Source organism: Aedoeadaptatus ivorii (genome assembly GCF_900638585.1).
Taxonomy (GTDB): Bacteria; Bacillota; Clostridia; order Tissierellales; family Peptoniphilaceae; genus Aedoeadaptatus; species Aedoeadaptatus ivorii.
Genome location: NZ_LR134523.1, coordinates 1,523,467 through 1,548,523, shown reverse-complemented (window position 1 = coordinate 1,548,523; position 25,057 = coordinate 1,523,467). Strand labels below are relative to the sequence as shown.

The following is a 25,057-nucleotide window of genomic DNA, read 5'->3' as shown; positions in this document are numbered from 1 at the left end:
GCATATGAACGAATACTCGCTCGAATATCTATTAAAAGACGCCCCCCAGGCCGCCCCACCCGTAGAAGAAGCCGCCGTCGCCGAAGCGGTCAATGCACAATTTGAAAGCCTTCCCGCCGTGCGCGAGGAGGAAGTGCAAAAGGTCATGAAAGACATCGACCTCAGGGATTCCGCCGCCACCAACCTCTACGGCGTCGGCACCCAAAAGAGCATCGCCCAGTTCTCGGATTCCATTCTGAGTCAGGTCCGCAGCCGCGACGCCGGCGAAGTGGGCGCGTTGATGACCGATCTTCTGGTGCGGGTCAAAAACGTAAACGAACCCGACAAGCCCAATTTCTTCGAAAAGATCTTCGGCGGCGTAAAGGGCGAAATTCAGCGCTACCTCGCGTCGTACGACGATCTTTCCCAACAGATCGACGCCATTGCGGCGCGGCTTCAGATGCAGGAGAAGACGTTGCTTCAAAATATCGAGGTCTTCGACCGTCTATATCAGGAAAATTTGGACTATTTCCACGATCTCGAAGTCTATATCGTCGCCGGGGAAGAAAAAGTGCGCGAGATGCGCGAAGAGGTGCTGCCTTCTTTGGAGGCGCAGGCCAAAGCGAGCGACCACGCCATGGCGGCACAGGTCGTCAAAGACCTCGCCGCCAATGTGGATCGCTTCGAGAAAAAGGTGCACGACCTCAAGATCTCTCAGACCCTGGCGCTTCAGACCGCGCCGCAGATCAAGCTGATCCAAAACAACGACCAGCTCCTCGCCACCAAGATCAGCGACGCCATTCACAACACCATCCCGCTGTGGAAGTCTCAAACCGTGATGGCTTTGGGCCTGGCCGAACAGGAACAGGCACTAAAACTGCAGCGCGATGTGAGCGAGACGACCAACGAACTCATTCGTCGCAATGCGGAGAACTTGAAGCAGACCACCCTGGGCGTGCAGGAAGAGGCGCAGCGTTCCATCGTCGACATCGAGACCTTGGAGGCCGCCAATCGCGACCTCATCGAGACGATCGAAGGCTCTATCGCTATCAATAAAAAGGCGAAAGAAACCCGCCGCGCCGCAGAAGAAAAGATGGTGCAGATCCAAGGCGACCTAAAGAGCGCGCTGATCCGCGCCTTAGAGACCGGCGAACAATAGGCCGTATTGAAGCAAATACCGCGCCCCGCAGGATTTCCTGTGGGGTTTTTGTATTCCTTGACGGTCTGCACAATCCCCCCTGTCATTCTGAGTGAGGAACTTCGTTCCGAGTCGAAGAATCTCTTTCGCGAGAATGGGTGTGCAACGAGGTCGAAGTCGGAACGCGCGGTGTGCCTTATTTTGTTATCGGCATAAAGTTCCGCAATAGGTACCGTGCAAACTGTCGACCCGCAATAGCGTACTCGAGATCCTTCGACTCCGCTTCGCTCCGCTCAGGATGACAAGAAAAAATTCGCAATAGCGTCTGTCGGAGCGCACGGTCCTCCCCACCCTTGTCATTCTGAGCGAGGAATTTATTCCGAGTCGAAGAATCTCTTTCGCGAGAATGGGTGTGCAACGAGGTCGAAGTCGGAACGCGCGGTGTGCCTTATTTTGTTATCGGCATAAAGTTCCGCAATAGGTACCGTGCAAACTGTCGACCCGCAATAGGATACGGAGATCCTTCGACTTCGCTACGCTCTTAATTGGTACAATGTTTTGGACAAACTTTTCCAACTTTTAGTGACGTTCATTCCATTCTTCCATCGGCGTCTTGTATCCAATCGAGGAGTGGGGACGCAGATGATTGTAGTAATAAAAGTAATAATCGAACATCATATCCACTTGGTTTTTGGTGAAGGCGGATATCTTTCCCATCTCCACTTTCATCGTCTGCCAAAAGGTCTCAATAAAGATGTTATCAGCGGGCCGATGCGGCCGGGACATGGAATGGAGGATTCCATTTTCTTCTAATGTCCGATGAAAGTTCTTGCTAACAAACGGACTTCCTCGATCCGTAAGGATCATATACGGTTTTTCATAGCGTTCGAGGGCATCGTTTAATGCTTCCAGTGCCACCGCTGTATTGTTCTTCGAGGATTTCGCATATCCCACCAAGACTTTCGATTGTATCGAAAGAATGCCACAAACGTAATACGTTTTGTTTTCCACTTTTATTTCCGTAAAATCGGTGGACCAAATTTCTTGCTTCTTTTCCTGCGAAGAAAGTTTGGCGTACAGATTTTCCTGAATATAGCGCTTTGTATGGGGACTTGTGTGGACATTGTGGATTTTCTTCCTGCCGTATTTTGCTTGCAAGCCATTCATTTTCAGAATACGGGAAATTTTCCATTCCGAATAGTGGCAATCTTCCTTTTCCAAGATCTTTTTTAAATGTCTACGACCAAAAGACCCGTGATGCCGATGAAATGCCTCTATCACCGGACGCATCTCTTCTTTGGAACATAGGGGCTTCAGGGGATGTTTCAAACGATAATAGTAAGAAGATCGGGGGATTTTTATGATTTCGCATACTTTACGCAACGGATATTGGCATAAATGGACAATGGCAAAGTTTATTTTGTCTGTTGTCGGCGCGCAAAGTATGCTTCGGCTTTTTTTAAGATTTCGTTCTCCATTTTGAGTTCTTCGATTTCTTTTTTCAATGCTTTGAGCTCATTTCCGGGAACAACTGCTTTGGAATCAAAAGCAAGCGGACCGTTTTTCTTAAATTCCTTTACCCAACGCCATACAGTCTGTCGGTTCAGATCATAAATCTCACAGATTTCTTTCGTGGAGTAGATATTTGACAGCTTCTTTTCCACGATATCGAGTTTGAATTCTTTTGTGAAAACTCTTCTGCTTCCTTTCGACATATGTCTCCTCCTTTGCTGAGGTAACTAAGGCCGTGTCTAAAATCATTATACCAGCTACCCGATGGTGGTGGGCGCAAGGCAGACCAATAGGGCCACCAGGGTGGTGACGGAAGTGGGGTTTTCGATGCCGCTTGCTGCGGCGGAAAAGGAAGAAAAGGTGTAGAGGGAGAGGGTCACCAAAATAAAGATGATGGAAAGCGCGATCAGAAAGATCTCCAAGGCGATTTCGTTGGGGGTCTTTTTGCGCGCCGCCCCTTCGACCATGGAGATCATTTTATCGAGAAAGCTTTCCCCCGCTTCGCTGGTGACGCGAATGACGATTTCATCGGAAAGCACCGTGGTATCGCCGGTGACGGCACTGCGGTCGCCCCCCGCTTCTCGGATCACCGGGGCCGACTCGCCGGTAATGGCACTTTCGTCCACAGTCGCCGCTCCCACGACGACTTCGCCGTCGGCGGGAATCTGTTCGCCCGCCGTGACCAGCATGAACTGGCCCTTCTTTAATGTGGCGGAGGGAACGACGGTGACCCGATCCCTCTGTGCGAGAGAGGGAATCGTGCGCGCCTCGACATCCTTTCTCGACGAGCGCAAAGCATCCGCCTGCGCCTTTCCCCGGCCTTCGGCAATGGCCTCCGCGAAATTCGCAAAGAGAACCGTAAACCACAAGATCACGGCAATGGCAAAGGTGTAGCCGCTCGGCGCATCTTGAATGCCGAATAGAGAGGCGATCCATAAAAGCGTCGTCAACACGGCCGATACGAAGACCAGAAACATAACGGGATTTTCCGCCTGCAGGCGGGGATCCAGCTTTTTGAACGAATCCCCGATAGCGCGGCTTACGAGCGCGGTATCTTTTAGGGAACGGGTATTATTTTGAGACATATTTACATCTCCTTACATTGCGCTGAAGTACTCGGCCAATGGACCGAGGGCCAACGCGGGGAAAAAGCTGAGCGCGCCGATCAAGAGTACGATCACGATCAGCAAAAATACGAACATGGCATTGGAGGTAGACAGCGTACCGGCCGAAGCGGGAATCTTTTTCTTCCGCGCGAGGCTGCCGGCAATGGCGAGGATAGAGAGTATGGGCAAAAAACGCGCAAACAACATCGACAAGGCAATGGAAACATTGACAAAGACCGTATTTGCGTCAAAGCCCGCAAAGGCCGAACCGTTGTTGCCGCCGGCGGAGGTATAGGCGTATAGGAGTTCGGAAAATCCGTGGGCGCCGTCGTCCTGAATACTGTTCATCACAGCGGGCACACCGGCTGCGATCCCGCCGGCCAGCAAAATGGCGATCGGCGTGGCGAGGCAGGCGAGCACCGCCCACTTCATTTCATAGGGTTCGATCTTCTTTCCCAAAAATTCCGGCGTACGTCCCACCATGAGCCCCGCGATAAATACAGTGAGAATCGCAAATCCCAACATACCGTATAAACCGCAACCCACGCCGCCGAAGACCACTTCCCCGAGCTGCATGAGAATCATGGGGACCATGCCGCCGATGGGGGTGTAGCTGTCGTGCATGGAGTTGACCGAACCGCTGGAAGCGGCGGTGGTAAAGGCCGCCCAGGTGGCGGAAGAAGCGATGCCGAAGCGCGCTTCCTTGCCTTCCATATTGCCGCCGGCCTGCTGCGCGCTCGTAAGATCTACCGCGCCGTTTTGTGCGAGCTGCGGCGTAGCGGCTTGCTCGCTGATGCCGATTGCGCCGATGGAGACGACGAGAAAAAGAAACATCGCCATAAATATTGCGATTCCCTGTTTTTTGTCCTTAACGGCGGCCCCGAAGGTAAAACAGAGCGCGACGGGGATCCACAAAATCGAGAGCATCTCTGTCATATTCGTAAAGGCATTGGGATTTTCCAGCGGATGGGCGGAATTGGTGCCCATAAAACCGCCGCCGTTGGTTCCCGACTGTTTAATGGCGATTTGTCCCGCGGCGGGGCCACCGGGGACGAACTGTTTCGTTACGATGTTTGCATTTTCAACGATATTGCGGTTTTGCGTCACCGTTTCGGTTTTCAGGTCGATCTTCGCATTTTCGATGATCTCGCCGTTTTCGCGAACGGCGATGGGTTCGAGCAGCGGCACAGAAACCGGAGGGTTCAGATTTTGTACCACGCCTCCCGCCAGAAGCATGACGGCGATTACGAGATTTACGGGGAGGAGGATATGCACCATAATGCGGGTCATATCCGTCCAAAAGTTCCCCAGCGTATCGGCGTGTACCCGGTTAAAACCGCGAATCAGCGCAAACAACACCGCGATCCCCGTGGCCGCAGAGACGAAGTTTTGTACCGTAAGCCCCAGCGCCTGGGACAAATAGCTCAGCGTCGCTTCGCCCGCATAGGCCTGCCAATTCGTATTGGTGACGAAACTGGCGGTCGTGTTCAATGCGAGATCCCACGGTACCGCTCCGAGCCCGCGGGGGTTTCCGGGAAGTACCCCTTGTAGGCGCTGTAGCAAATAGAGAAAGAGAAAGCCCGCCGCGGAAAAGGCGACAACGCTCGCCGCATACTGTTTGCGGGTCATCTCTTCTTCGAAGGACAGACCCGTCAAGCGGTAAATCCCCCGTTCTAAAGGGGAAAGAAGCGGAGAAAGAAAGGTTCTCTCTCCTTCCATAACGCGTTTTATATAGCCGCCCAATGGCACGGCCAGGGCGATCAGAATCGCCGTATAAAGGATGTACTGAAGAATCGAATTCACGCCTCGTCCTCTCCTTTCATCAAAATATACACATACCAAAGCAACATAGCGACTGCACACAGAGCGATGCACCCGATCAAAATTTTCAAAACATATTTCCTCCTGTGATTCGATACTATATCGCCCGGCTTCTAAAGGCGGTATAAGGCAAAAGCAGTTCGTATAAAGACCGCATAAAGATGTATTAAGACCATCCCAGCAAGAGGGCGATGGGCAAAATCACCGCCGCGGTGCCTGCAAACAGTCCGCCCATCAGACACAGAGGAACGCCCAAAAATAACGAGATAAAGCCCAAGAACGGGTGGCGGTGCACAAACCGTCCCGCACGCATTTGCAGTATGCGATGCAGGGCCATGAAATAAGAGCCGAAACGCATAACAGTCACCTCTTTTCCTTTCGTGTAGGCATCATACCGCCGCAGACATAAAAAGCGTGCAAGGAAAAAATGGGAAAAATAAAGATCCCGTAAGGGAAAATTCCTTACGGGAAGAGAATTCGATACGAGATCTTGCTTTTATCGGAAAATGCGATATATTTGCTTTAGATAGAAAAACTGTTAAAGAATCGGTCAAATGCCGGGAAAGGAACGCATATGCAATCCAAAATCGAAATGCGCTTGGGAGACATCACAAAAATAGAAGTCGACGCCATCGTCAATGCCGCCAACGAGGGATTGAAGCGCGGGGGCGGCGTCTGCGGCGCCATCTTTGCGGCCGCGGGGGCAAAAGAACTCGCCGCCGCCTGCGATGCCATCGGCCATTGCGACACGGGAGAGGCCGTTATCACCGACGGCTTTCGCCTGCCCGCCAAATATATCATCCACACGCCGGGTCCCGTTTGGCGCGGAGGCGATGCGAATGAAGCGAAGCTTTTGCGCGCGTCTTACCGGAATAGCCTCGAACTCGCCGCCCAAAACGGGGTGAAAAGCATCGCCTTTCCGTCGATCTCCACCGGTATTTTCGGTTATCCCGTCGAAGAAGCCGCGGCTATCGCCGTCGAGACGGCACGAGATTTTTTGGCGGAAGGGCACGAGATGGAAATAATTTGGGTGCTGTTCGATGAGAAGACCAAGGCGGTATATGAGAAGGCACTTGCGGAGGTGGGGAAGTGAAACGAGAGCGCTCCATCGACGTTAGGGAAAGAGGAATATGTAGGTATTTCGGAATTAGGGCATAAAAATAGCAGCGATAAATACGCTGCCATACTAAATATAATTTCAATCCACGCCCACTGGGCGGCGAAGATAGTATATCACAGATGTTCCATAGCTAAAAACAAAAAAGTTGTCTATATCCATTGCATAATAAAGGAATCTATGTATAATAGGAATTGGGGGAGTACTATATATAGAAAATAAAACAGGAGGTAATATGCAAGAAATGCTAGCGCACCGCTATCCATCTGAAGAAATAGATGGAAAATTTTATGAGCAGCCCCTGAAAGAACATTTGTTTGAAGTGGCGAGCCTATGCCATGCACGTGCGGATCCCATTGGATTGGGGGATATAGCCTATCTATTAGGCTTAGCACATGACGGAGGTAAGGTTTTTCGCGCTTTCCAGTCCCATTTACGGGGCGAAAAACGGCATGTTAACCATTCTTCGGCCGGTGCGTATTACCTTTATGAGAAAGCTCGGTCCTTAAAGAATCAATTGTTAATGCTCGATTCGGCCAATGAGAAAGTAAGGAAACGACATTTCAAAGAGTTTTTGGGAGTTATCTCTCTCCCCATTTTAATGCATCATGGATTGATGGATATCTTGCCAGAAGAGGGGATTCCCGTGCGGCAGGAATTGGGAGAAGAGAATGTCTACCACTATCTGTATTCGGCGTATCGGCTGCAGCAAGCGGCGACACCGGGCAGTAAAGTAGATTTAGAGCTAGAGCGAAAACAAGTTGAGGAATTTATGGCCTCGATAGAAGCGAGTTTGCCGAAGTCGATGGATGCGCTGATAGTCGAAGCGTATAAAGAGTGGATTGTTTTGGCACAAAAGCTGGAATCAATGGCTCTTTCGAAGCACCAAACAAAAGGGAAGGAGGCGAAGGTACACCTTAAGGAAAAATTGAAATTCTATCAAGGCGCCACTATCCGCTTACTTCTTTCTATTTTAAAAGACGGCGACATCTACGATTCTGCAAATTATTTTCGGGAAGAAAAAGAGCCTCGAATTTCTGAGTCAGAGAGAGATCAGCTATGGGCTCGTTGCCAAAATCGCGTAGAAACGTTGGCGGCAGATTTTGAAAACCGAAAAAATCCGTCCGAAGTGGATCTCTTGCGCAGTTCTCTTTCCCGACAATGCAAAGAGGCTGCGGATTTGGCAGAAAAGGGAACTTTTACTTTAGAGCTTCCCACCGGATCGGGGAAAACGATATCGGTATTGCGGTATGCCGTAAATCATGCACGAGCAAAGAAAAAAAACAAAATTTTTTATTCGACAGCATTTTTAAGCGTACTTGAACAGAATGCACGGCAAATTGAAAATATCCTAGAGGAACCGTCGTACATTTTGGAGCACCACTCCAATGTAATTCGAGAAGAGGAAACAGGAGATGAAAGTCAGCGAGATTTAGCGCAAGCGGGTATGCGTACCTATTTGACTGAATCCTGGGAGAGTCCTGTGATTTTAACGACATTGGTACAGCTTACTAACAGCCTTTTTAAGGAAAAGTCGGCACAGATCCGTCGTTTTTCCAAACTTATCGATGCCGTCTTGATTATGGATGAGGTACAGAGTCTTCCTAGAAAGGTGATCTATCCCATGAATTTGATCACCAATTTTATGCAGGAAGTGATGCACACCACTGTCATCCACTGCACGGCAACCGCGCCGGTATATGAGTACCAAGGTTTACGCCATCCTCTACAGTATTCAAAGATTAGAGGCGATAGTACATCCTTGGCTACAATGCCGGCGGAATCCCACGTCTTAGACCGGGTAGATTTCATCTCTCTCTTGGGAAAGACGGGACGCAAAAAAATAAGCACCGGAGATTTGGCGGCACATGTGCGAAAAGAAATGGAGAAAGCGGATTCCGCGCTGTTGATCTGCAATAAAAAATCGACGGTCAAGGCGCTGATGGAGGAATTTGAAGGCGATGACGACATAGAGCTTGTCTATTTGACGACCAATCTCTGTGCTCGTCATAGATTGGACATCATACAAAGAGTGAAGAAGCAATTGGAAGAGAATCGAGAGGGCGACCATCATCGCATTCTCTGTATCGCCACGCAGCTCGTGGAAGCGGGCGTGGACTTGGACTTTGATTTGGTCTACCGCGGTGCGGCGGGGCTGGATTCTCTTATCCAATCCGCCGGCCGCTGCAATCGCGAAGGCAAGCGAATGCGCGACGGAAAAAAAGTAAAAGGGAAGTGTTTCGCATATCGTCTCTTTGAAGAAGATTTATCGAGGCTTCCCGAGATCAAAGAGGCTCAAGAGGCGTTCTTAGACATCATGTTAGATGCGGCGGAGGATGGCCTGTTTTATCCGGAAGAGCTGAAAAGAGAGTATTATGGCAGATATTATCACAATGCAGACTTTCAGATGTGCTACATCTTCCAAGAACAGGGCAAAAAAACAGGCGAGAACAGTTTGATCGAAGCCTTGACGACGAATGGGTATGTGAAAACCGAGATCAAAAAGAGTTTGAATGATGAAGAAAAGTTCGCATTTCAGAGCGCTTTAAGCGAATCGGGCTTCCACCAAAACTTTCGTACTGCAGCCAAAGCATTTCGGCTTATCGACGAACAAGATACCGTCGGCGTGATCGTTCTTTACGATAACGACGAGATTATACGAGCGCTCCAAGAGGCTTCGGATCATAGAGACTACTATGCCGCAAAGAAGATGCTCAGAAATATCACTCCCTATACCGTGCAGGTGTCTAGCTCGATGATAGAAGAATATTCCCATGCCTTTTATAAACTGTTTGACGGTGAAGTTTTTATTTTGCAAGAGGACTTTTACGACTGCATAGAAGGCCTGCAATTGGATGCAGAAAAGCAAGAATGGATTTTTTAGGAGGTACAATGGTAAACACGCGAGAACAACAATTTCAATCGAAGCCATTCTTTTGCCGGATCTATGGAGACTATGCGCTTTTTACGGATCCTGCGACAAAGGGCGGCGGAGAAAAATACACCTATTCGTTACCGACATTTGAAGCGCTGAGGGGAATCATTAGCGCCGCGTACTGGAAACCTACCTTGGAATACATCATAGATGAAGTAAAAGTACTAAACCCAATACGCAGCCAGACAAAGGGAATTTTAGTCCCGTTAAATAAAGGCGGGCAGGATCGGTACTACTACACCTATTTAAGCGATGTGGCGTATGGGGTGAAATTCCATTTCGAATGGAACATGGCGCGGAAAGATCTGGACAAAGACCGCGACGAGATTAAACACACACAAATTCTCTTGCGATCGCTGGAGCGAGGAGGTCGCCGAGATATTTTTCTGGGCACGAGGGAATGTCTGGGATATATTGAACGATTGCGGCGGGAAGAATATGAGGCGCTCGCGAGCCCTTACGAAGGGCAACAGCTGGATTTCGGCACCGCGTTTCATTCCTTTAACTATCCCAAATCGGAAGAAAAGGGCGAAAGCCTTACTGCCAATTTCGATCGCGTCCAATTGATCAACGGTATTCTTTCTTTCAGGCGGCCGGAGGACACTGAAATTCATCATGCCGTTACGGATTATCAGATTCCCGACTTGGCGGGTGATTCCATAGAGACCGCGGATGAGACCCTCCATCAGCCGGAGTATAGGGAGGAGTAAGCGATGAATCCACTTTATAGCTTATATAGAACCTATGAATTGGCGGAAAAAGCCAACATGGTCGATAATCATAAAGAAACAGCAGAAGGTGCCTCGGTTCTTCTTCCGGTCTACCACGATAATAAGCGCTCGAATGGGAAAGATATTATCCAAATCTTATTGGACAAAGAAGGAAAGTTTTTAGAAGCTTCGTGGGTTCCTGAGGACGTCTATATTCAGTTTCCGGTTTCGGAAGAATCCATAGGACGAGCAAACGGTGTACTGCCGCACCCGTTGGTAGACAAACTAAAATATGTCTCCCGAGAGATGTCGGAAGCTACTGCAAAAAGGGTGTCAGATACCCATCACGAGGCCTATCGAGAGCAATTGCAGGATTGGCTGAGTTATACCGCAACGAATCCCAATGCATTTCTAGAGAAAATCGGCGCGTATATCTTACATCCGGATACGGATGTGTTAAAGGATATCATGAAAAGTTTGTATAATAAGCAAATATACTCTGTAGACAAGCAGGGGGCCGTCCATTATCTGGAAGATGAAAAGAAGAAAGAGTGGAAGGCGCAGGAAGTATTCGTAACATTTGCTGTTATCGTTGAACAAGCGGAGAATGATCTGGAATTCAATACGACATGCACCGTCACAGAAAATACTGCGCTACATGACAATTTCATCGCTTATATGGATGAGAAACTCAAAGATAAGCAAAAGGATTACTGCGATATATCTGGAGAATACACATATTGTGTATCGAAACACCGAGGATTAATGGGAAATGCTAAGGTCATCGGGGGGAGCAATCGCTACGAAGTATATCGCGGCCTATATCAATCCACAGACGATCTGATTCGAGTGGGGTTTAAGACTTCTCAAAAAATCCATTTAATGCTGAAGTATCTATTGGAAAACAAGGATACGGGGCGCAGGCTTCGGTCCGGTGCTTACGTGGTCAATTGGTTTTCAAACGATATTGAAAACCTGACGAAATTCGATCCGACGGCATACCAGCTCTCCCCAAAATCGGGTCCAGATGAGGAAGAAGACTCGGATGTATTCGGTGATGAGGAAGAAGACTCAGATGTGTCCGGTGATGGGAAAGAAAGTAGCACACTGGAAAGAATATTTGCGCAACTCGGATCCCAAAATTTGGGGCAAAGTTTGACAGGCAATCGAAAACCGGATGTAGAAAAATGGTACAACTATTTTATTTTGCTACTGGAAAAAACCTCAAATGGTCGGATCGCCATCAAATATTTCCGAAAATTCTCAGAATCTGAATTTATTGATATTCTGCAATACTGGAACGATACGATGAATTTTCCTTACTATTCCTATAATAATGAAAAGTATCGAGAACGCGTTCTTCCGATATTTGCGATTATCAATACACTATATGGAGAGGATACAAAAAAAGGCTATGTCGTTGAGGGGCAGAGAAACAAGAAGATTACGGGAAATTTGATGGAAGACGCGGTGCGATGCATGATGGATCGGCAACCGCTACCCAAAGAACTCGCCATGCGTGCTTGGGCCAATGGAAAGAACCGAATAGCCTACAAATATCATTGGCAGAGCCAGTTATATACGGACTGTATAGTGTTGCAAAAATTCCGTAAGGATTTGCCGGCGCATCACAAAAAATACATGAAAAAGGAGGAAAATTTCGCCATGCTCGATTTGAAAAGTAAGGATCGATCTTATTTGTATGGAAGACTACTGGCGGTGTACGACAAGATCGAAAGGGATGTACTTTACAGCAAGAAAAGTGCAGAGGGAACAGAAGCGTCAAAGACCAGTAATGAAGCGACACGGCCTACAAATGCCATGAAACTTTGGGCGGCGTTTATCGATCGGCCCAGTCTTATACATCTTAATTTGTCGAAAAAGATCCAACCCTATATGCAAAGCTTGCGGAACACGCGACCGGGATCTGCCCAGTACTATGAAATAGAGCTCACAAAGCTTATGAATGCAATACAGGAGGTGCAACAGAAAGGACAAAGAGAATCGTTGGACGAGAATTTCCTCTTTGGTTATTATGGCCAAATGCAGGAATTCTATAAAAAGAAACCGAAAAATGAATCCGAGAAAAATAGCAAAGAAGTAGAACAAAAGATTGCCGCAGAAAATGTGAAGGAGGACAAATAATGAACGCTTTGGATAAGAAAATTGATTTTATCGTAACTTTTTCCGTAGAGAATGCCAATCCCAATGGAGATCCGCTAAATGGAAATCTGCCGCGTACGGATATTACATCGCATGGAGAGATGAGCGACGTATCGATTAAGAGGAAAATCCGAAACCGTATGCAGGACTTGGGCGAACCCATTTTTGTGCAAGCGAATGAGCGAGTGGACGACGGGAATTATTCTTTGGAAGCTCGGTACAAAGCGCATAAAAAGGAAATGGGAAAAGAGGATAAAGAGATTTTCGACTACTTCTGTAACACCTGGAGCGATACGCGGGCTTTTGGTCAAGTCATCACCTTCGACAAAAAGTCGATCGGAATACGGGGCCCCGTTTCGGTGAGCTTGGCAAAATCGATTCTTCCCATTTCCATTTCGACGATGCAAATTACGCGATCGACCAATGGCATGGAATCAAAAAAGGGAGAAAGATCTTCCGATACGATGGGGACCAAGAGTTTCGTCGATTACGGCGTTTACAAATTCTGCGGTTCCATTAACCCGTATTTTGCAGAAAAGACGGGATTTACGGAAGAGGATGCGGAGTGTATTAAAGAATCCTTGATAGACCTTTTCGCAAACGATGCCTCTTCGGCACGCCCGGAGGGCAGTATGGAGGTGCAGGAAGTCTTTTGGTTTACCCATCCCAACAAACTGGGAGTCGCCTCTTCCGGTAAGATTCACCGATTGCTTGAAACCGATCCGAATATGGATCTTACCGAAGAAATTTCCGATTATGAGCAATTTCAAGTGCATCTGAATGCGGAAAAATTAAAAGAATACGAAGAGAAGGGGATGAGAGTCGAAATCCTTTCCGGACGTTGATATGGATGCGCTCCTGATCTCTGGGATTCAGCATTTTGTGTTTTGCCGCAGACAATGGGCATTGATCCATATCGAGCAGGCATGGAAAGAAAACTTTTTAACCCTTCATGGCGAGAAAGTGCATAGTCGGGTAGACGATCCCTATTTTCATGAAAAAAGAAAAGAACAGATTCAAGTGCGGTCTCTTCGTGTGCACTCTTTAGAACTAGAGATCGAGGGTGTGTGCGATTTGGTGGAACTTACGGTGGATTCAAAAGGCGTGTATCTGCCGCGATGGGACGGTCATTATAAGATTATGCCCGTTGAATACAAGAGGGGCACAGAGAAATCAGACAATAGCGATGTTTATCAATTATTGGCGCAGGCGATATGTCTGGAAGAGATGACCGCATCCAATATTGAAGAGGGAGCGATCTTTTACGACCAAATCAAAAGACGACAGAATGTCGTATTTACCGAAGCGATGCGTACGGATCTTAAAGCAATGGTACGAGAGATGCATACACTGTTTCGAAAAGCGTATACGCCAAAAGTAAAGCGGACCGCCAAATGCAGATCTTGTTCTCTAAAAGAAATCTGCTTGCCAGAACTGGGAAACCGGCAAGCGGCATCTACCTATATTCGGTCGCATTTAGAGGAAGAATCGTCATGAAAAAATTACTAAACACGCTGTATGTGACCAGTCCCGATTACTTTTTGGGGTTGCGAGGAGAAAATGTCGTATTGCTACAAGACGGAAAAATCTTACACCGGATTCCGTTGCATGCCTTAGAATCCATCATAGCTTTTTCCTACTCTGGAATCAGCGCTGCCCTTCTCGAAAAATGCAGTGAAAGAGAAGTATCTGTGGTCATCCTAAATCATTATGGAAGACTCTGTGGAAGGTTTGTTTCCATGAGTCGCGGTAATATTCTTTTAAGGAAAAAACAAGCTCAAATTGCCTTGAATCAGGAGGATTCTCTCAAGATCAGCCGATGGATTATTCTTGCAAAGATTATAAATGCGCGAAACTTTTTGATTCGGTTTCGCAAACAATATGCTTTACGCATTCGCGAGGAAGTCTTTATCCATGCGATAACACATTTGAAACAATCTAAAGAGCGGACGAAAGTTGCGAGTAATAAAGAAGAACTCCGCGGCATTGAAGGAGACGCACAAGCGACGTATTACGGCGTATTTCCGCATATGATTCTGACGAATTCGGAGTATTTTAACTTCAGAGGCAGAAGCAAGAGACCACCATTAGATCCTCCCAACGCTTTACTTTCCTATGCCTACTCCCTTCTGTCATACGACTGTGCCGCCGCACTAGAAGCAAATGGACTGGACGCATATATGGGTTTCAACCATACAGATCGGCCCGGTCGAATTTCGCTTGCATTGGACTTGCTAGAAGAATTTCGGGTAATGATTTGCGATCGATTTGTGCTACGCATGATCAATCGAGGACAATTTACAGAACCAGACTTTTTGGAACAAGAATCCGGCGCTATATTATTGACGGACGAAGCCAGAAAGAAATATCTGAGTCAGTGGCAAAAACAAAAATATGAAAGTTTAACCCATCCGTATTTGCAGGAGAAAATGCCGTGGGGATTGGTCCCGTATATTCAGGCGCAGCTATTGGCGAGATATCTTCGTGAAGACCTGGATGCCTATCCGCCATTTTTCTGGAAATAGGAGGATCAATGAATATTCTGATCACTTATGATATTAACGTGCAAAGCAAAGAAGGCAGACGACGATTGAATCGCATGGCAAAAATTTGCCTTAACTATGGACAGCGGGTGCAAAACTCCGTCTATGAATGTGATTTGGATTCGGGACAACTCTTCCAATTAAAACAAGAAGTTCAGGAAACGTATAATGCAAAAGAAGATTCTGTAAGGATTTATAAATTGGGTAAGAACTACAAACAATCCGTTTTGCACTATGGAATCAAAGAAGTTTTGGCGCCCGGAGATCCGATCATATTTTAGACGAACCCTAAGCGAACAGAAAAAAGCGCGGAGGTTCGCCCCGGAAGTGTCGATGAAAGTATGTAAAATTGTAAGAGTTGCAATTAGAAACGAAAAAAGTTTCTAGAGAATGCGCTATATGCAGAGCAAGTGGCATTCGTGCCCCTACATATAGCTGTCGCACCCCGTGTGGGGTGCGTGGATTGAAATCCGATCCTGCGGCTGTGATAAAAACCCCGATAAAGGTCGCACCCCGTGTGGGGTGCGTGGATTGAAATCCCGAGGTCTTGCCCGTCATAATTTTTGATGACGAGTCGCACCCCGTGTGGGGTGCGTGGATTGAAATGCCGTCGGCTACCTTTTGCACATTATTGAGCCCGTCGCACCCCGTGTGGGGTGCGTGGATTGAAATTATATCTTTATAAATAGTCATTTTATACCTCCCGCGTCGCACCCCGTGTGGGGTGCGTGGATTGAAATGGAAAAACGTTACCGTAGTTAAATACCCCCACCTAGTCGCACCCCGTGTGGGGTGCGTGGATTGAAATCACTCGGGAGCATGCCCGCGGTGTCCCATTCGTCTCGTCGCACCCCGTGTGGGGTGCGTGGATTGAAATATTTTTTTTGAGATATTTTTACCGCCGATCCGCGTCGCACCCCGTGTGGGGTGCGTGGATTGAAATGGCGTAAGCCGGGAGATGGTAAAGACAAGATTAGAGTCGCACCCCGTGTGGGGTGCGTGGATTGAAATTTGTCCTCGTCATTACCGCCGAAAAAGGCGCCACGTCGCACCCCGTGTGGGGTGCGTGGATTGAAATGGCGGTCGCGTGGTAATTACCGGGGGAGATGATTGTCGCACCCCGTGTGGGGTGCGTGGATTGAAATCCATCATTATGGACATGGATAGTACAATAACTTCTAGTCGCACCCCGTGTGGGGTGCGTGGATTGAAATGTATCCCCCTTTTAAGCCTCTGAGTACGCTCGACGGTCGCACCCCGTGTGGGGTGCGTGGATTGAAATCATTACTATGCGGCGCCGAACGCCGAGAAGGAAGGTCGCACCCCGTGTGGGGTGCGTGGATTGAAATAATTCCCAAAGGCTCTAGCGGAATCGTGTAATCGGTCGCACCCCGTGTGGGGTGCGTGGATTGAAATTTGCTTTTACGCAAGATCTTGATTAAAAAAAATGGGTCGCACCCCGTGTGGGGTGCGTGGATTGAAATGACATCTGTGACACTATAGCTGATCGTAAAAGGCGTCGCACCCCGTGTGGGGTGCGTGGATTGAAATGCCTCACGTAGAAGCGCAATATACCGGTTCACCTTGTCGCACCCCGTGTGGGGTGCGTGGATTGAAATCCTACCAAACGCTCTAGGTTTGTTAACGTCTCAAGGTCGCACCCCGTGTGGGGTGCGTGGATTGAAATTGTAGCTGCCCTGTGTGTCGGCTTGGCTACCATGGTCGCACCCCGTGTGGGGTGCGTGGATTGAAATGACCTCTTGGTCGAAGATCGACATCGAGAACCCTGGTCGCACCCCGTGTGGGGTGCGTGGATTGAAATGGGTATATCTGTGTGATGCTACGGTTGTTATATAGTCGCACCCCGTGTGGGGTGCGTGGATTGAAATAATACGCCACTTTCCTAGCTTGTATACAAGCGTAAGTCGCACCCCGTGTGGGGTGCGTGGATTGAAATACAACGGCTGCGCGCCTCGAGTGCGCATTATAGCGTCGCACCCCGTGTGGGGTGCGTGGATTGAAATTATGATTATATATTTGTGATTATATATCGCTTTATGTCGCACCCCGTGTGGGGTGCGTGGATTGAAATTCCTTTCTTAAACCTTACGTCGCACTTCCACAACCGTCGCACCCCGTGTGGGGTGCGTGGATTGAAATCAATTTTACGGGGCGGCCCGGACGGGTCGCTGGGGTCGCACCCCGTGTGGGGTGCGTGGATTGAAATTCCAGGTCTAGGCGCTACGGGTTTTTTGATCGCTGTCGCACCCCGTGTGGGGTGCGTGGATTGAAATTCCAGGTCTAGGCGCTACGGGTTTTTTGATCGCTGTCGCACCCCGTGTGGGGTGCGTGGATTGAAATTCGACTTTTTTTTGTAAAACACCCCAGTGTGCCCGTCGCACCCCGTGTGGGGTGCGTGGATTGAAATGTTTAATGCGGTATTGCGGCCTACGCGTTGCAGGTCGCACCCCGTGTGGGGTGCGTGGATTGAAATTGCGCTATGTCGTAAGTGATAATCGTGTTTGTTGTGTCGCACCCCGTGTGGGGTGCGTGGATTGAAATCTGCCGATACGTGCCATAGATGATATTGCATAAAGTCGCACCCCGTGTGGGGTGCGTGGATTGAAATGACAAGAGGCAGTCTATCTTGTGGAGGAAAAACAAGTCGCACCCCGTGTGGGGTGCGTGGATTGAAATCACTCGAGCCGCTTGGAATCGATGTGGTGGAGGTGTCGCACCCCGTGTGGGGTGCGTGGATTGAAATGTCAAAAAGCCGCAAACTGTCGGTCGTCTCAGGCACGTCGCACCCCGTGTGGGGTGCGTGGATTGAAATCTGCGCCCCCAAGCAACAAAACCGCGGTGGCTAGTCGCACCCCGTGTGGGATGCGTGGATTGAAATCTGCGCCCCCAAGCAACAAAACCGCGGTGGCTAGTCGCACCCCGTGTGGGGTGCGTGGATTGAAATAAATTGCCGCCGATCTCACCCTCGCGTATACGGGGGTCGCACCCCGTGTGGGGTGCGTGGATTGAAATCCGGAAGGCGTGCAGATCTTACGCCGAGCCAACCGGTCGCACCCCGTGTGGGGTGCGTGGATTGAAATCCGGAAGGCGTGCAGATCTTACGCCGAGCCAACCGGTCGCACCCCGTGTGGGGTGCGTGGATTGAAATTAAGGGAGAAAAAATCGAAAATACAAGCAACGCAAGTCGCACCCCGTGTGGGGTGCGTGGATTGAAATTGTTGACCCCATGCGTAGCCCGCCTTGTAGGCTTGTCGCACCCCGTGTGGGGTGCGTGGATTGAAATCGAAAGCTCGGCCCCTCGATCTCGCTGGTGGTGAGTCGCACCCCGTGTGGGGTGCGTGGATTGAAATCCCCTTCTTACTTGATATGTAGGCGGCTGTCCCAGTCGCACCCCGTGTGGGGTGCGTGGATTGAAATCATCAGCAATACCGCCCGCTCGATGTCGTCGCCGTCGCACCCCGTGTGGGGTGCGTGGATTAAAATCATATCTTTGTCTCTTTCTTGGGATCCCTTTGTTTGTCGCACCCCGTGTGGGGTGCGTGGATTGAAATAAAAGATAGTTATACAGGAATATGCTCAATCGTTTATATCCCATAATTCTTCTTCAGCTAATTTTTTATATTCCGGATATAAAGCTTTTATATCTTTAGGCGTATTTTCTTCAAATTCCCACTGATCTTTTTCAAGATTAAACACCATGTAAGGGTCTATTTTTTTGCTTAGCTCTAAAAACCTATCGCTCATAAGATTTATCATAAAATCATCTCCTCGAATATCCTCTTACGTAATTCGCCTCGCAAGGTTTCGTTTCTTATTTTTACAAAAACTTCCGAAAACGCTGCGCAATAATTCTCATTTTTGAAATGCATGTAGGCATATAATCTTATTTCGTTCTTCACAGAGAAGACATAGAAGCCATTACGAGCTGATAGTTCTTTCAACTACTTTCTCAAAGGTTTTTCAAAATCCACCACAGTTCTGTTACATCATTATACCTCTTAGAATGCCTTTGGCATCGCTCCTTTTCTAATACATTAAGAAAACTGTTTTTTCCCATATTATCTATTGCATGGTCTTGTTTAGAGCCACTTTCTACATACTTAACATGCCATTCCTTATAGTTCATATAAGGAGCACATGTGCTTTTCCCGACATTCGGATCACGTATCAATCTTTCGGCAGATTGATCGATCTCTCGCTAGATGCCATAGTAGCCCGACAATTTGGGTGGGATGGGTTAACCGTTACCCAAGGCATAAATTCACGGATGCGAGATGCCCTCCCGTCCATACCAAGAGAAAGGCTCGACGTCTTGGTATCTTATGACGCAGAAATACGGTGGCACTCTATGCCCATTTCTTCGTACATCGACTGTGTGGTGCGTGCGTTTGCGGCGGTTGTCTCGGTAATGAACAGTCTTGATGCATTGGTTTTCGATACGTCGGGTGCTTTCGCCATCTGCATTACGCGGTAGTCGGGTTATTCCCGCACACGCGGGGGTGATTCTTTCCAATTTCTACTTTTTTAGTGCATGCCTATAAGTTGCAAGTTTTGTTATATTGCATCAAAAAAGCACCCGCAACATTTTTCTGTTACTGGCGCTTTTATTTCTTGTCTTCTGCAAACTCTTTTTCTTCCTGTTTCTTAAGCTCTGCAATATGCGCTTCGAACTCCTCGTCTGACATATTCCGAATCATCCTCAAGGTTTCGAGTTGATCTCTATCATCTGCCAGAAATTCCACATAATCCTTTTTCATAGAATTCCCCCATATATTTTTTCAAATCTACTTTTATAGTCCCATTTCCATTGCCGTCGCCACTGCGTTCACAGGCAGTCGTCGTTGTAGTAATCCTGAAAGTCTTCCTCGTACCCCAACATAAAGCCCTCTGTCTTTTCCTTCCTGTTGAACTCCAACAACCGCTGTTCGATGGCTTTCTTGTATTCTTCCAGTGTCATTGTGTCTTTGATTTTCTTTTCCATGTCGCCCTCCTCACGGATCATAAATTTTTTATGGAGTTTTCCGGTGTTTGTTCCACGATCTTTGTCTTATGGCCAGTATAGGCGAAAGTAGGGGCGGTATCAACGCCGTTTCTTCGATGTGCTGCTTTCTCGTGGGATTCGAAAATCTCTATCGCCGCAGACGGGGGCAGTCTCGTCACTTGCGGTGGGATATGCGGTATAATGATCATATAGGCTTTGCATAGACAAACGGAGGTGTTCTTTCTTGTACTTGGATCGATTTGTATTCCCGCCTACGCGGGGGTGATCCTAGGGAGTATTTGAACCGTAGGGAAGAAGCGCCGTTATTCCCGCACACGCGGGGGTGATTCAAGGTAAGGTCGCAGGTTCAAATCCTGTCGTCTGTTATTCCCACATTTCCGGGGCGGAAGGCCTTGAGTAGAAAAGTTTGTGTCCGTAGAAATGCCACTTCGGACGAAGGGTGCGATTGTGAGAAGAAAAAGGGTAGAAGGATCGTAAGAGGTGATACTATGAAAAACAAAGATTTTCAACACGAAGCGGACGGATATGCACCCATTGTCCCCTCTGATATAAGTCATTTAATTCGACCGGACGATGTGCCCTACGACGAACTTTTGGTAAATATACCGAATCCATTGAATAAAAACGACGTGATTACAAAATATGTAAAAATAAATACGCTGACGAAAGAAGAATTTATTGAGTACCAAAAAGAAGGCAGAATTCCTGAAGCGTACCGATTAGAAGACTGGATTCGGTGAAACGACAACCCAATATCTTTTTATCGGCAGTAGGCCAAAAACACAAAAGGACGGGAGATTTTTGCCCGTTCTTTTTGCAGTGGCCTCAATCCGCTTGGAGTGCCGCCATCAATTCTTCTATGGTGTCGTAGGGGCCGAACAGATTCTCGTCGTCCTCGGCTTCTCGCAGGGCGGCCATCGTGGTCTCGTTGGGAATTTCTTCGAGACGCGCTCCGTCGTTCTTTTTGTCTGCCATATCATCACCTCTGGCCCCATTATCGCATGTTTGGGGATAAAAGCAATGGCGCAGATGGAAGATTTGGGAAGAAAAGTGCGCTCCGCTCTGATAAGATGGTGCCGAAGGTGAAGGCGTATGGCAAAACGTACGGTTACGATCGAATTGGACGAAGATCGCATGGAGGCATTCGCAGAAATTTGCGAATCGATGGACATGAGCGAATCTACCGCTTTTCGCATTTTTGTGCATGCGGTTGTGGCGGAGCGGGGGATTCCGTTTTTGGTCAAGGCGAGCGACGATGTCGTCGCGGTGTGCCATTCTATGGAAGAGTTCAGAGCGTTTGTCGATTCTCTGTAATTGACGGCCACCGGCAGGCATGAGGAAATGTCGCGCACAAGAAAGACGCCCGGAGGCGTCTTTTTTATTTTTCCATATGAATTTTTTCTTTAATAAACCCGCCGTTTCGGACTTCGTCATAGGCGGTATCGAGTTCTTCTTCGGTGTTCATGACGATGGGACCGGGCCGCCAGGCGATGGGTTCTCCGATTTTTTGTGACTGGAAGACGAGTACGGAGATCTCTTCGCCGCCGGGGTTTTCGAGGACGAGTTTGTCGCCTTCGGTGAGGATGGCCGCTTCGAAATGGGGGAGGGTTTCCCCGCCGATTTGTACCGCGCCGCGCAGGGCAAAGACGGTGATGGCGGCGTCGGAATCGACTTTGGTCGTGAATTTGCGGCCCGGCTCGATGTGCACGTCGTAGTAGTTGACGGGCTGATAGGGCGATTGAAAGCCCGTATGCCCGTCGTATTCGCCCGCCAATAGGCGCAGATGGCCGCCGTCGAAGGGAATGTCTTCGATTTCTGCAGAATCGATGGCCTTATAGGCGGGGGGCGCAAATTTGTCTTTCTTGGCGAGGTTTAGCCAGAGCTGCACGCCGTAGAGGCGCTTGACGGCGGGCATCATTTCTTCGTGAAAGATGCCGCTGCCGGCGGTCATCCATTGCACGCCGCCGTCGGATACGGCGTCTTCGTTTCCGAGGGAGTCTTTGTGGACCATGGTGCCCTCTACCACATAGGATATGGTTTCGATGCCCCGGTGCGGGTGCATGGGGAATCCCTTTTCGTATTCCGCGGGATCGGAAGAATCGAAGGCGTCTAAGAGCAGTAGCGGGTCGGCGTCGTACATGGTGCTTCTTCCCATGACGTTTTTGAGCGCCACGCCGGCGCCGTCGATGCCGGCTTGGCCGGAAGCGATGCGTAAAATTTTTCGTTTCATGGTTCTCTCCATCCTTTTGTTCGCATAAGATTCTCTCTTTGAGTATACTCTAAAATGTGCACTTCAAACAGAAAGATCGCGGTTTCTGGGGCGTGGAAGGGTTTTCTTTTGGCGCGTGCGGGTATAGGTATAGTACAAGGAGGGATAGCTATGTATGAAAAAATCTTAGTGCCCGTCGACGGTTCTCAGGACTCGTATTGTGCCCTGAAGGAAGCGGAAAAGCTCGCCAAGGCATTTTCCTCGAAGCTGTACATTTTAACCGTGCTCACGGATATCAATGTGATCGAACAGTATCCGGGCAATTTTTTGACGACGGACTTCAAAAAAGCCCAGAGCGTACGCGGCGAACACGTGCTGGACAAAGCCCTCGAATATCTGGAATACGACGGTGAGATCGACACCTGCTATCGCATCGGCAAGGCGGCGGAAGAGATTATCGCCCATGCCGACGAAAACGAGGTAGATCTGATCGTCATCGGAAGCCGGGGACTCGGCGGATTCTCGCGGACCCTCTTGGGTTCGGTTTCCGATCGGGCGCTGAACCTCGCCAAGGTACCGGTTCTGGTGAACAAGCTGCAGTGTACGCTCTAATTTCGTAAAAGCGCCTCGTCTCGGGGCGCTTTTTCGTGCAAAAATCCGCCGTGAATTTTTTTCTCGGGCGTAGTATGATGAAAGAAGAGTAACGATTGTATGCGGATATTGAGGAGGTCGTATGGAAATTTTGGTATTAAACGGTTCCGAAGTAAGGGGCGCCATGTCGATGCGCGAATGGATCGAGGCGGACAAATCCGCGGCGGCGATGTATTCGAAGAAGCAATGCGATATTCCCTTGCGGACGAATATCGACGTAAAAGATGCCGAAGGGCAGGCGCTTTTTATGCCGGGCGTGGTCGAAGGGGAAAACGCGCTGGGGATTAAGATCGTCTCGGTCTATCCCAACAATGCAGCGCGCAATCTGCCGTCGCTTTCCGCCACGGTGCTGGTGATGGAAAAAGAGACCGGCGCGGTAAAGGGGATTCTCGACGGAACGGAACTCACAAAAATGCGTACCGGCGCCCTCGCCGGGGCGGCGACGGATCTTTTGGCGCGAAAAGACGCCAAGACTTTTCTTCTGATCGGCACCGGCGGTCAGGCCGAAAGCCAGCTCGAGGCGGTGCTCGCCGTGCGCGATATTCAGACGGCCTATGTGTTTAACCGCAAGCAAGAAAAGGCCGAGGCCTTCGTCGAGGGCGTAAAAGAGCATATGGCCCCCTACGGTGCAGAGCTGATCGCCGTGTCGGATCTCGACGGCGTGATCGAGAATGCCGATGTCATCACCGCCGTCACCACCGCAAAAGAGCCGGTATTCGAAGGATCGAAGGTAAAGGCGGGCTGCCATATTAACGGCATGGGCGCCTATACGCCCGAGATGATCGAACTGGATCCCGAGATCGTGGTGCGGGCGGACAAGGTATTTTTGGACACCGTCGACGGCGTTATGAACGAGGCGGGGGACATGATGCAACCCGTAAAAGACGGCCGCGTCGGAAAAGAAAAGTTGCAGCACGAACTGGGCGAGCTGGTGCTCGAAGCGGCGACGGGCCGCGAATCCGACGAGGAGATCACCGTATTTAAGAGCACGGGCTCGGCGGTATTCGACATTGTCACCGCCGAAGCGCTGTATCAGACCGCAAAAAGCAAGGGCATCGGCAGTACGATCGCCCTATAAAAGCGTCCGAGGGGGACGCTTTTTCCCGTTTCGGGTGAAAAATTTTTCGGCGGCCGGCGAATACATCGGCGATCTTCGATCTATAACGGGGATCGGTGCAAAGATCTTGGGAATTCTCGTTTTCCGTTTACAAATGATATATTTCGGTATACTATGAGCGTATGTAATTCGAAGCGGAAAGGTAGGATTTGAAATGAAAATTATCGAAACCGTAGGGAACACCCCTCTGGTCCAACTCTCAATGGGCGGCGGCAGAATTTATGCCAAGCTCGAGAAAAATAACCCCGCCATGAGCATAAAAGACCGCGTCGCCCGCGCCATGATCGAAGACGCCATAGAACGCGGCGCCCTGAAGCCCGGCATGAAGATCGTCGAGCCCACATCGGGCAATACCGGCATCGCTTTGGCGATGATCGGCAAGCAACTGGGTTATCCGGTGACCATCGTCATGCCCGCTTCGATGAGCGAAGAGCGCAAGAAGCTGATCCGCTCCTTCGGCGCCGAACTCCTCTTGGTCAAAGAGGGTGGCATGCAGGCGGCGGTCGATAAAGCGAAGGAACTCGCAGAGAGCGGCGCGTACTTTATGGCCGATCAATTCAACAATCCCGCCAACCCCCGCACCCACGAGGAGATCACGGGTCCCGAAATCCTCAAAGCACTCGATGCGATCGACGCCTTTGTCGCAGGCATCGGAACCGGCGGCACGGTCACGGGCGTCGGCCGCGCGCTGAAGGCGCACAAAAAAAACACGCTGATCGTGGGGCTCGAGCCCGCGGAAAGTCCCTTGCTCTCTGCCGGAAAGGCGGGCGGACACAAGATTCAGGGCATCGGCGCAAACTTCGTACCGGGCAACTACGACCCCGAGGTGGTGGATCGCATCCTCACTGTCGAAGGCGATGCGGCCATCGCCATGGCGAAGAAACTCGCGGCGGAAGAAGGCCTGAGCGTGGGGATCTCCGCCGGCGCCAATGTCGTGGGCGCGCTACGCCTCGCCGAAGAAGTGAAGGGCAATGTGGTCACCGTCCTTCCCGATGCGGCGGAGCGCTATATGTCCACGGAGCTCTTCGGGTAG

General features: G+C 49.4%; 24 protein-coding genes and 1 CRISPR repeat array. Of the genes, 14 read left to right on the top strand and 10 right to left on the bottom strand.

Going from position 1 to position 25,057, the window contains the following annotated elements:
* Positions 1–4: 4 nt before the first annotated feature.
* A complete protein-coding gene (locus EL294_RS07645) occupies positions 5–1,138 on the top strand; it encodes a toxic anion resistance protein (protein WP_126466238.1) in 1,134 nt (377 codons plus the stop codon).
* 558 nt (positions 1,139–1,696) lie between these two features.
* Here EL294_RS07645 and EL294_RS07640 read toward each other — a convergent pair.
* The 5 genes from EL294_RS07640 to EL294_RS07620 form a co-directional block, all read right to left on the bottom strand.
* Positions 1,697–2,563, bottom strand: a complete 867-nt coding sequence (locus EL294_RS07640; protein ID WP_232006510.1) for an IS3 family transposase — start codon at positions 2,561–2,563, stop codon at positions 1,697–1,699.
* A complete protein-coding gene (locus EL294_RS07635; RefSeq protein ID WP_126464664.1) occupies positions 2,533–2,832 on the bottom strand; it encodes a transposase in 300 nt (99 codons plus the stop codon). The genes EL294_RS07640 and EL294_RS07635 overlap by 31 nt, the downstream gene beginning before the upstream one ends.
* 54 nt (positions 2,833–2,886) lie before the next feature.
* Positions 2,887–3,714 (bottom strand): P-type ATPase actuator domain-containing protein, encoded by an 828-nt coding sequence (locus EL294_RS07630; protein ID WP_197721091.1) that lies wholly within the window; start codon positions 3,712–3,714, stop codon positions 2,887–2,889.
* Positions 3,715–3,726: 12 nt separating this feature from the next.
* Positions 3,727–5,538 carry a potassium-transporting ATPase subunit KdpA gene (gene kdpA, locus EL294_RS07625; RefSeq protein WP_126466237.1) on the bottom strand — a complete coding sequence of 604 codons (1,812 nt, stop codon included), beginning with the start codon at positions 5,536–5,538 and terminating at the stop codon, positions 3,727–3,729.
* A gap of 184 nt (positions 5,539–5,722) precedes the next feature.
* Positions 5,723–5,914: a hypothetical protein gene (locus tag EL294_RS07620; protein ID WP_126466236.1), complete on the bottom strand. Its 192-nt coding sequence runs from the start codon at positions 5,912–5,914 to the stop codon at positions 5,723–5,725.
* A gap of 216 nt (positions 5,915–6,130) precedes the next feature.
* Between EL294_RS07620 and EL294_RS07615 the strand changes: the two genes are divergently transcribed.
* The 8 genes from EL294_RS07615 (at position 6,131) to cas2 (ending at position 15,305) form a co-directional block, all read left to right on the top strand.
* The gene (locus tag EL294_RS07615) at positions 6,131–6,649 is read left to right on the top strand and encodes a macro domain-containing protein (protein WP_126466235.1); all 519 of its coding nucleotides are present in this window, start codon (positions 6,131–6,133) and stop codon (positions 6,647–6,649) included.
* Positions 6,650–6,908: 259 nt separating this feature from the next.
* A complete protein-coding gene (locus tag EL294_RS07610) occupies positions 6,909–9,557 on the top strand; it encodes a CRISPR-associated endonuclease Cas3'' (RefSeq protein ID WP_126466234.1) in 2,649 nt (882 codons plus the stop codon).
* Between the two features lie 8 nt (positions 9,558–9,565).
* On the top strand, positions 9,566–10,318 hold the full coding sequence (gene cas5c, locus EL294_RS07605; protein WP_164715272.1) for a type I-C CRISPR-associated protein Cas5c: 753 nt from the start codon (positions 9,566–9,568) through the stop codon (positions 10,316–10,318).
* A gap of 3 nt (positions 10,319–10,321) precedes the next feature.
* Positions 10,322–12,463: a type I-C CRISPR-associated protein Cas8c/Csd1 gene (gene cas8c, locus EL294_RS07600; RefSeq protein ID WP_126466232.1), complete on the top strand. Its 2,142-nt coding sequence runs from the start codon at positions 10,322–10,324 to the stop codon at positions 12,461–12,463.
* The gene (gene cas7c, locus EL294_RS07595) at positions 12,463–13,326 is read left to right on the top strand and encodes a type I-C CRISPR-associated protein Cas7/Csd2 (RefSeq protein WP_126466231.1); all 864 of its coding nucleotides are present in this window, start codon (positions 12,463–12,465) and stop codon (positions 13,324–13,326) included. The genes cas8c and cas7c overlap by 1 nt, the downstream gene beginning before the upstream one ends.
* A gap of 1 nt (position 13,327) precedes the next feature.
* Positions 13,328–13,978 carry a CRISPR-associated protein Cas4 gene (gene cas4, locus EL294_RS07590; RefSeq protein ID WP_126466230.1) on the top strand — a complete coding sequence of 217 codons (651 nt, stop codon included), beginning with the start codon at positions 13,328–13,330 and terminating at the stop codon, positions 13,976–13,978.
* Positions 13,975–15,006, top strand: coding sequence for a type I-C CRISPR-associated endonuclease Cas1c (gene cas1c, locus EL294_RS07585; RefSeq protein ID WP_126466229.1), 1,032 nt, complete (start codon positions 13,975–13,977; stop codon positions 15,004–15,006). Before cas4 ends, cas1c begins: the two co-directional genes overlap by 4 nt.
* 8 nt (positions 15,007–15,014) lie before the next feature.
* Positions 15,015–15,305, top strand: coding sequence for a CRISPR-associated endonuclease Cas2 (gene cas2 / locus EL294_RS07580; RefSeq protein WP_126466228.1), 291 nt, complete (start codon positions 15,015–15,017; stop codon positions 15,303–15,305).
* Between the two features lie 156 nt (positions 15,306–15,461).
* Positions 15,462–18,596: direct repeats of the CRISPR family, unit length 33 nt; unit sequence GTCGCACCCCGTGTGGGGTGCGTGGATTGAAAT.
* Between the two features lie 25 nt (positions 18,597–18,621).
* Here cas2 and EL294_RS07575 read toward each other — a convergent pair.
* From EL294_RS07575 to EL294_RS07910, 3 genes are all read right to left on the bottom strand, one after another.
* On the bottom strand, positions 18,622–18,801 hold the full coding sequence (locus EL294_RS07575; protein ID WP_126466227.1) for a hypothetical protein: 180 nt from the start codon (positions 18,799–18,801) through the stop codon (positions 18,622–18,624).
* A gap of 848 nt (positions 18,802–19,649) precedes the next feature.
* Positions 19,650–19,802 carry a hypothetical protein gene (locus EL294_RS07915; protein ID WP_164715271.1) on the bottom strand — a complete coding sequence of 51 codons (153 nt, stop codon included), beginning with the start codon at positions 19,800–19,802 and terminating at the stop codon, positions 19,650–19,652.
* A gap of 68 nt (positions 19,803–19,870) precedes the next feature.
* The gene (locus EL294_RS07910; RefSeq protein ID WP_164715270.1) at positions 19,871–20,026 is read right to left on the bottom strand and encodes a hypothetical protein; all 156 of its coding nucleotides are present in this window, start codon (positions 20,024–20,026) and stop codon (positions 19,871–19,873) included.
* Positions 20,027–20,535: 509 nt separating this feature from the next.
* Here EL294_RS07910 and EL294_RS07570 point away from each other — a divergent pair.
* Complete coding sequence (locus EL294_RS07570) at positions 20,536–20,787, top strand: hypothetical protein (RefSeq protein WP_126466226.1); 252 nt, start codon at positions 20,536–20,538, stop codon at positions 20,785–20,787.
* Positions 20,788–20,872: 85 nt separating this feature from the next.
* On the opposite strand, the gene EL294_RS07905 is transcribed toward EL294_RS07570, so the two are convergent.
* Positions 20,873–21,022, bottom strand: a complete 150-nt coding sequence (locus tag EL294_RS07905) for a hypothetical protein (RefSeq protein ID WP_164715269.1) — start codon at positions 21,020–21,022, stop codon at positions 20,873–20,875.
* A gap of 117 nt (positions 21,023–21,139) precedes the next feature.
* Between EL294_RS07905 and EL294_RS07565 the strand changes: the two genes are divergently transcribed.
* Entirely contained in the window at positions 21,140–21,361 is a 222-nt protein-coding gene (locus tag EL294_RS07565; protein WP_126466225.1) for a type II toxin-antitoxin system RelB/DinJ family antitoxin, read from the top strand.
* 64 nt (positions 21,362–21,425) lie between these two features.
* Here EL294_RS07565 and EL294_RS07560 read toward each other — a convergent pair whose 3' ends face one another.
* Positions 21,426–22,277 carry a pirin family protein gene (locus EL294_RS07560; protein ID WP_126466224.1) on the bottom strand — a complete coding sequence of 284 codons (852 nt, stop codon included), beginning with the start codon at positions 22,275–22,277 and terminating at the stop codon, positions 21,426–21,428.
* A gap of 150 nt (positions 22,278–22,427) precedes the next feature.
* Between EL294_RS07560 and EL294_RS07555 the strand changes: the two genes are divergently transcribed.
* From EL294_RS07555 to cysK, 3 genes are all read left to right on the top strand, one after another.
* On the top strand, positions 22,428–22,868 hold the full coding sequence (locus EL294_RS07555) for a universal stress protein (RefSeq protein WP_164715268.1): 441 nt from the start codon (positions 22,428–22,430) through the stop codon (positions 22,866–22,868).
* 121 nt (positions 22,869–22,989) lie between these two features.
* Complete coding sequence (locus EL294_RS07550; RefSeq protein ID WP_126466222.1) at positions 22,990–23,985, top strand: ornithine cyclodeaminase family protein; 996 nt, start codon at positions 22,990–22,992, stop codon at positions 23,983–23,985.
* 193 nt (positions 23,986–24,178) lie between these two features.
* The gene (cysK, locus tag EL294_RS07545) at positions 24,179–25,057 is read left to right on the top strand and encodes a cysteine synthase A (RefSeq protein ID WP_126466221.1); all 879 of its coding nucleotides are present in this window, start codon (positions 24,179–24,181) and stop codon (positions 25,055–25,057) included.

Excerpts from the sequence above, each read along its gene's own strand:
- EL294_RS07645 (WP_126466238.1), top strand. The coding sequence starts at position 5 with ATGAACGAATACTCGCTCGAATATCTATTAAAAGACGCCCCCCAGGCC.
- EL294_RS07635 (WP_126464664.1), bottom strand. The coding sequence starts at position 2,832 with ATGTCGAAAGGAAGCAGAAGAGTTTTCACAAAAGAATTCAAACTCGAT.
- EL294_RS07630 (WP_197721091.1), bottom strand. The coding sequence starts at position 3,714 with ATGTCTCAAAATAATACCCGTTCCCTAAAAGATACCGCGCTCGTAAGC.
- EL294_RS07620 (WP_126466236.1), bottom strand. The coding sequence starts at position 5,914 with ATGCGTTTCGGCTCTTATTTCATGGCCCTGCATCGCATACTGCAAATG.
- EL294_RS07615 (WP_126466235.1), top strand. The coding sequence starts at position 6,131 with ATGCAATCCAAAATCGAAATGCGCTTGGGAGACATCACAAAAATAGAA.
- EL294_RS07610 (WP_126466234.1), top strand. The coding sequence starts at position 6,909 with ATGCAAGAAATGCTAGCGCACCGCTATCCATCTGAAGAAATAGATGGA.
- cas5c (WP_164715272.1), top strand. The coding sequence starts at position 9,566 with ATGGTAAACACGCGAGAACAACAATTTCAATCGAAGCCATTCTTTTGC.
- cas8c (WP_126466232.1), top strand. The coding sequence starts at position 10,322 with ATGAATCCACTTTATAGCTTATATAGAACCTATGAATTGGCGGAAAAA.
- cas7c (WP_126466231.1), top strand. The coding sequence starts at position 12,463 with ATGAACGCTTTGGATAAGAAAATTGATTTTATCGTAACTTTTTCCGTA.
- cas4 (WP_126466230.1), top strand. The coding sequence starts at position 13,328 with ATGGATGCGCTCCTGATCTCTGGGATTCAGCATTTTGTGTTTTGCCGC.
- cas1c (WP_126466229.1), top strand. The coding sequence starts at position 13,975 with ATGAAAAAATTACTAAACACGCTGTATGTGACCAGTCCCGATTACTTT.
- cas2 (WP_126466228.1), top strand. The coding sequence starts at position 15,015 with ATGAATATTCTGATCACTTATGATATTAACGTGCAAAGCAAAGAAGGC.
- EL294_RS07575 (WP_126466227.1), bottom strand. The coding sequence starts at position 18,801 with ATGATAAATCTTATGAGCGATAGGTTTTTAGAGCTAAGCAAAAAAATA.
- EL294_RS07915 (WP_164715271.1), bottom strand. The coding sequence starts at position 19,802 with ATGAAAAAGGATTATGTGGAATTTCTGGCAGATGATAGAGATCAACTC.
- EL294_RS07910 (WP_164715270.1), bottom strand. The coding sequence starts at position 20,026 with ATGGAAAAGAAAATCAAAGACACAATGACACTGGAAGAATACAAGAAA.
- EL294_RS07570 (WP_126466226.1), top strand. The coding sequence starts at position 20,536 with ATGAAAAACAAAGATTTTCAACACGAAGCGGACGGATATGCACCCATT.
- EL294_RS07905 (WP_164715269.1), bottom strand. The coding sequence starts at position 21,022 with ATGGCAGACAAAAAGAACGACGGAGCGCGTCTCGAAGAAATTCCCAAC.
- EL294_RS07565 (WP_126466225.1), top strand. The coding sequence starts at position 21,140 with ATGGCAAAACGTACGGTTACGATCGAATTGGACGAAGATCGCATGGAG.
- EL294_RS07560 (WP_126466224.1), bottom strand. The coding sequence starts at position 22,277 with ATGAAACGAAAAATTTTACGCATCGCTTCCGGCCAAGCCGGCATCGAC.
- EL294_RS07555 (WP_164715268.1), top strand. The coding sequence starts at position 22,428 with ATGTATGAAAAAATCTTAGTGCCCGTCGACGGTTCTCAGGACTCGTAT.
- EL294_RS07550 (WP_126466222.1), top strand. The coding sequence starts at position 22,990 with ATGGAAATTTTGGTATTAAACGGTTCCGAAGTAAGGGGCGCCATGTCG.
- cysK (WP_126466221.1), top strand. The coding sequence starts at position 24,179 with ATGAAAATTATCGAAACCGTAGGGAACACCCCTCTGGTCCAACTCTCA.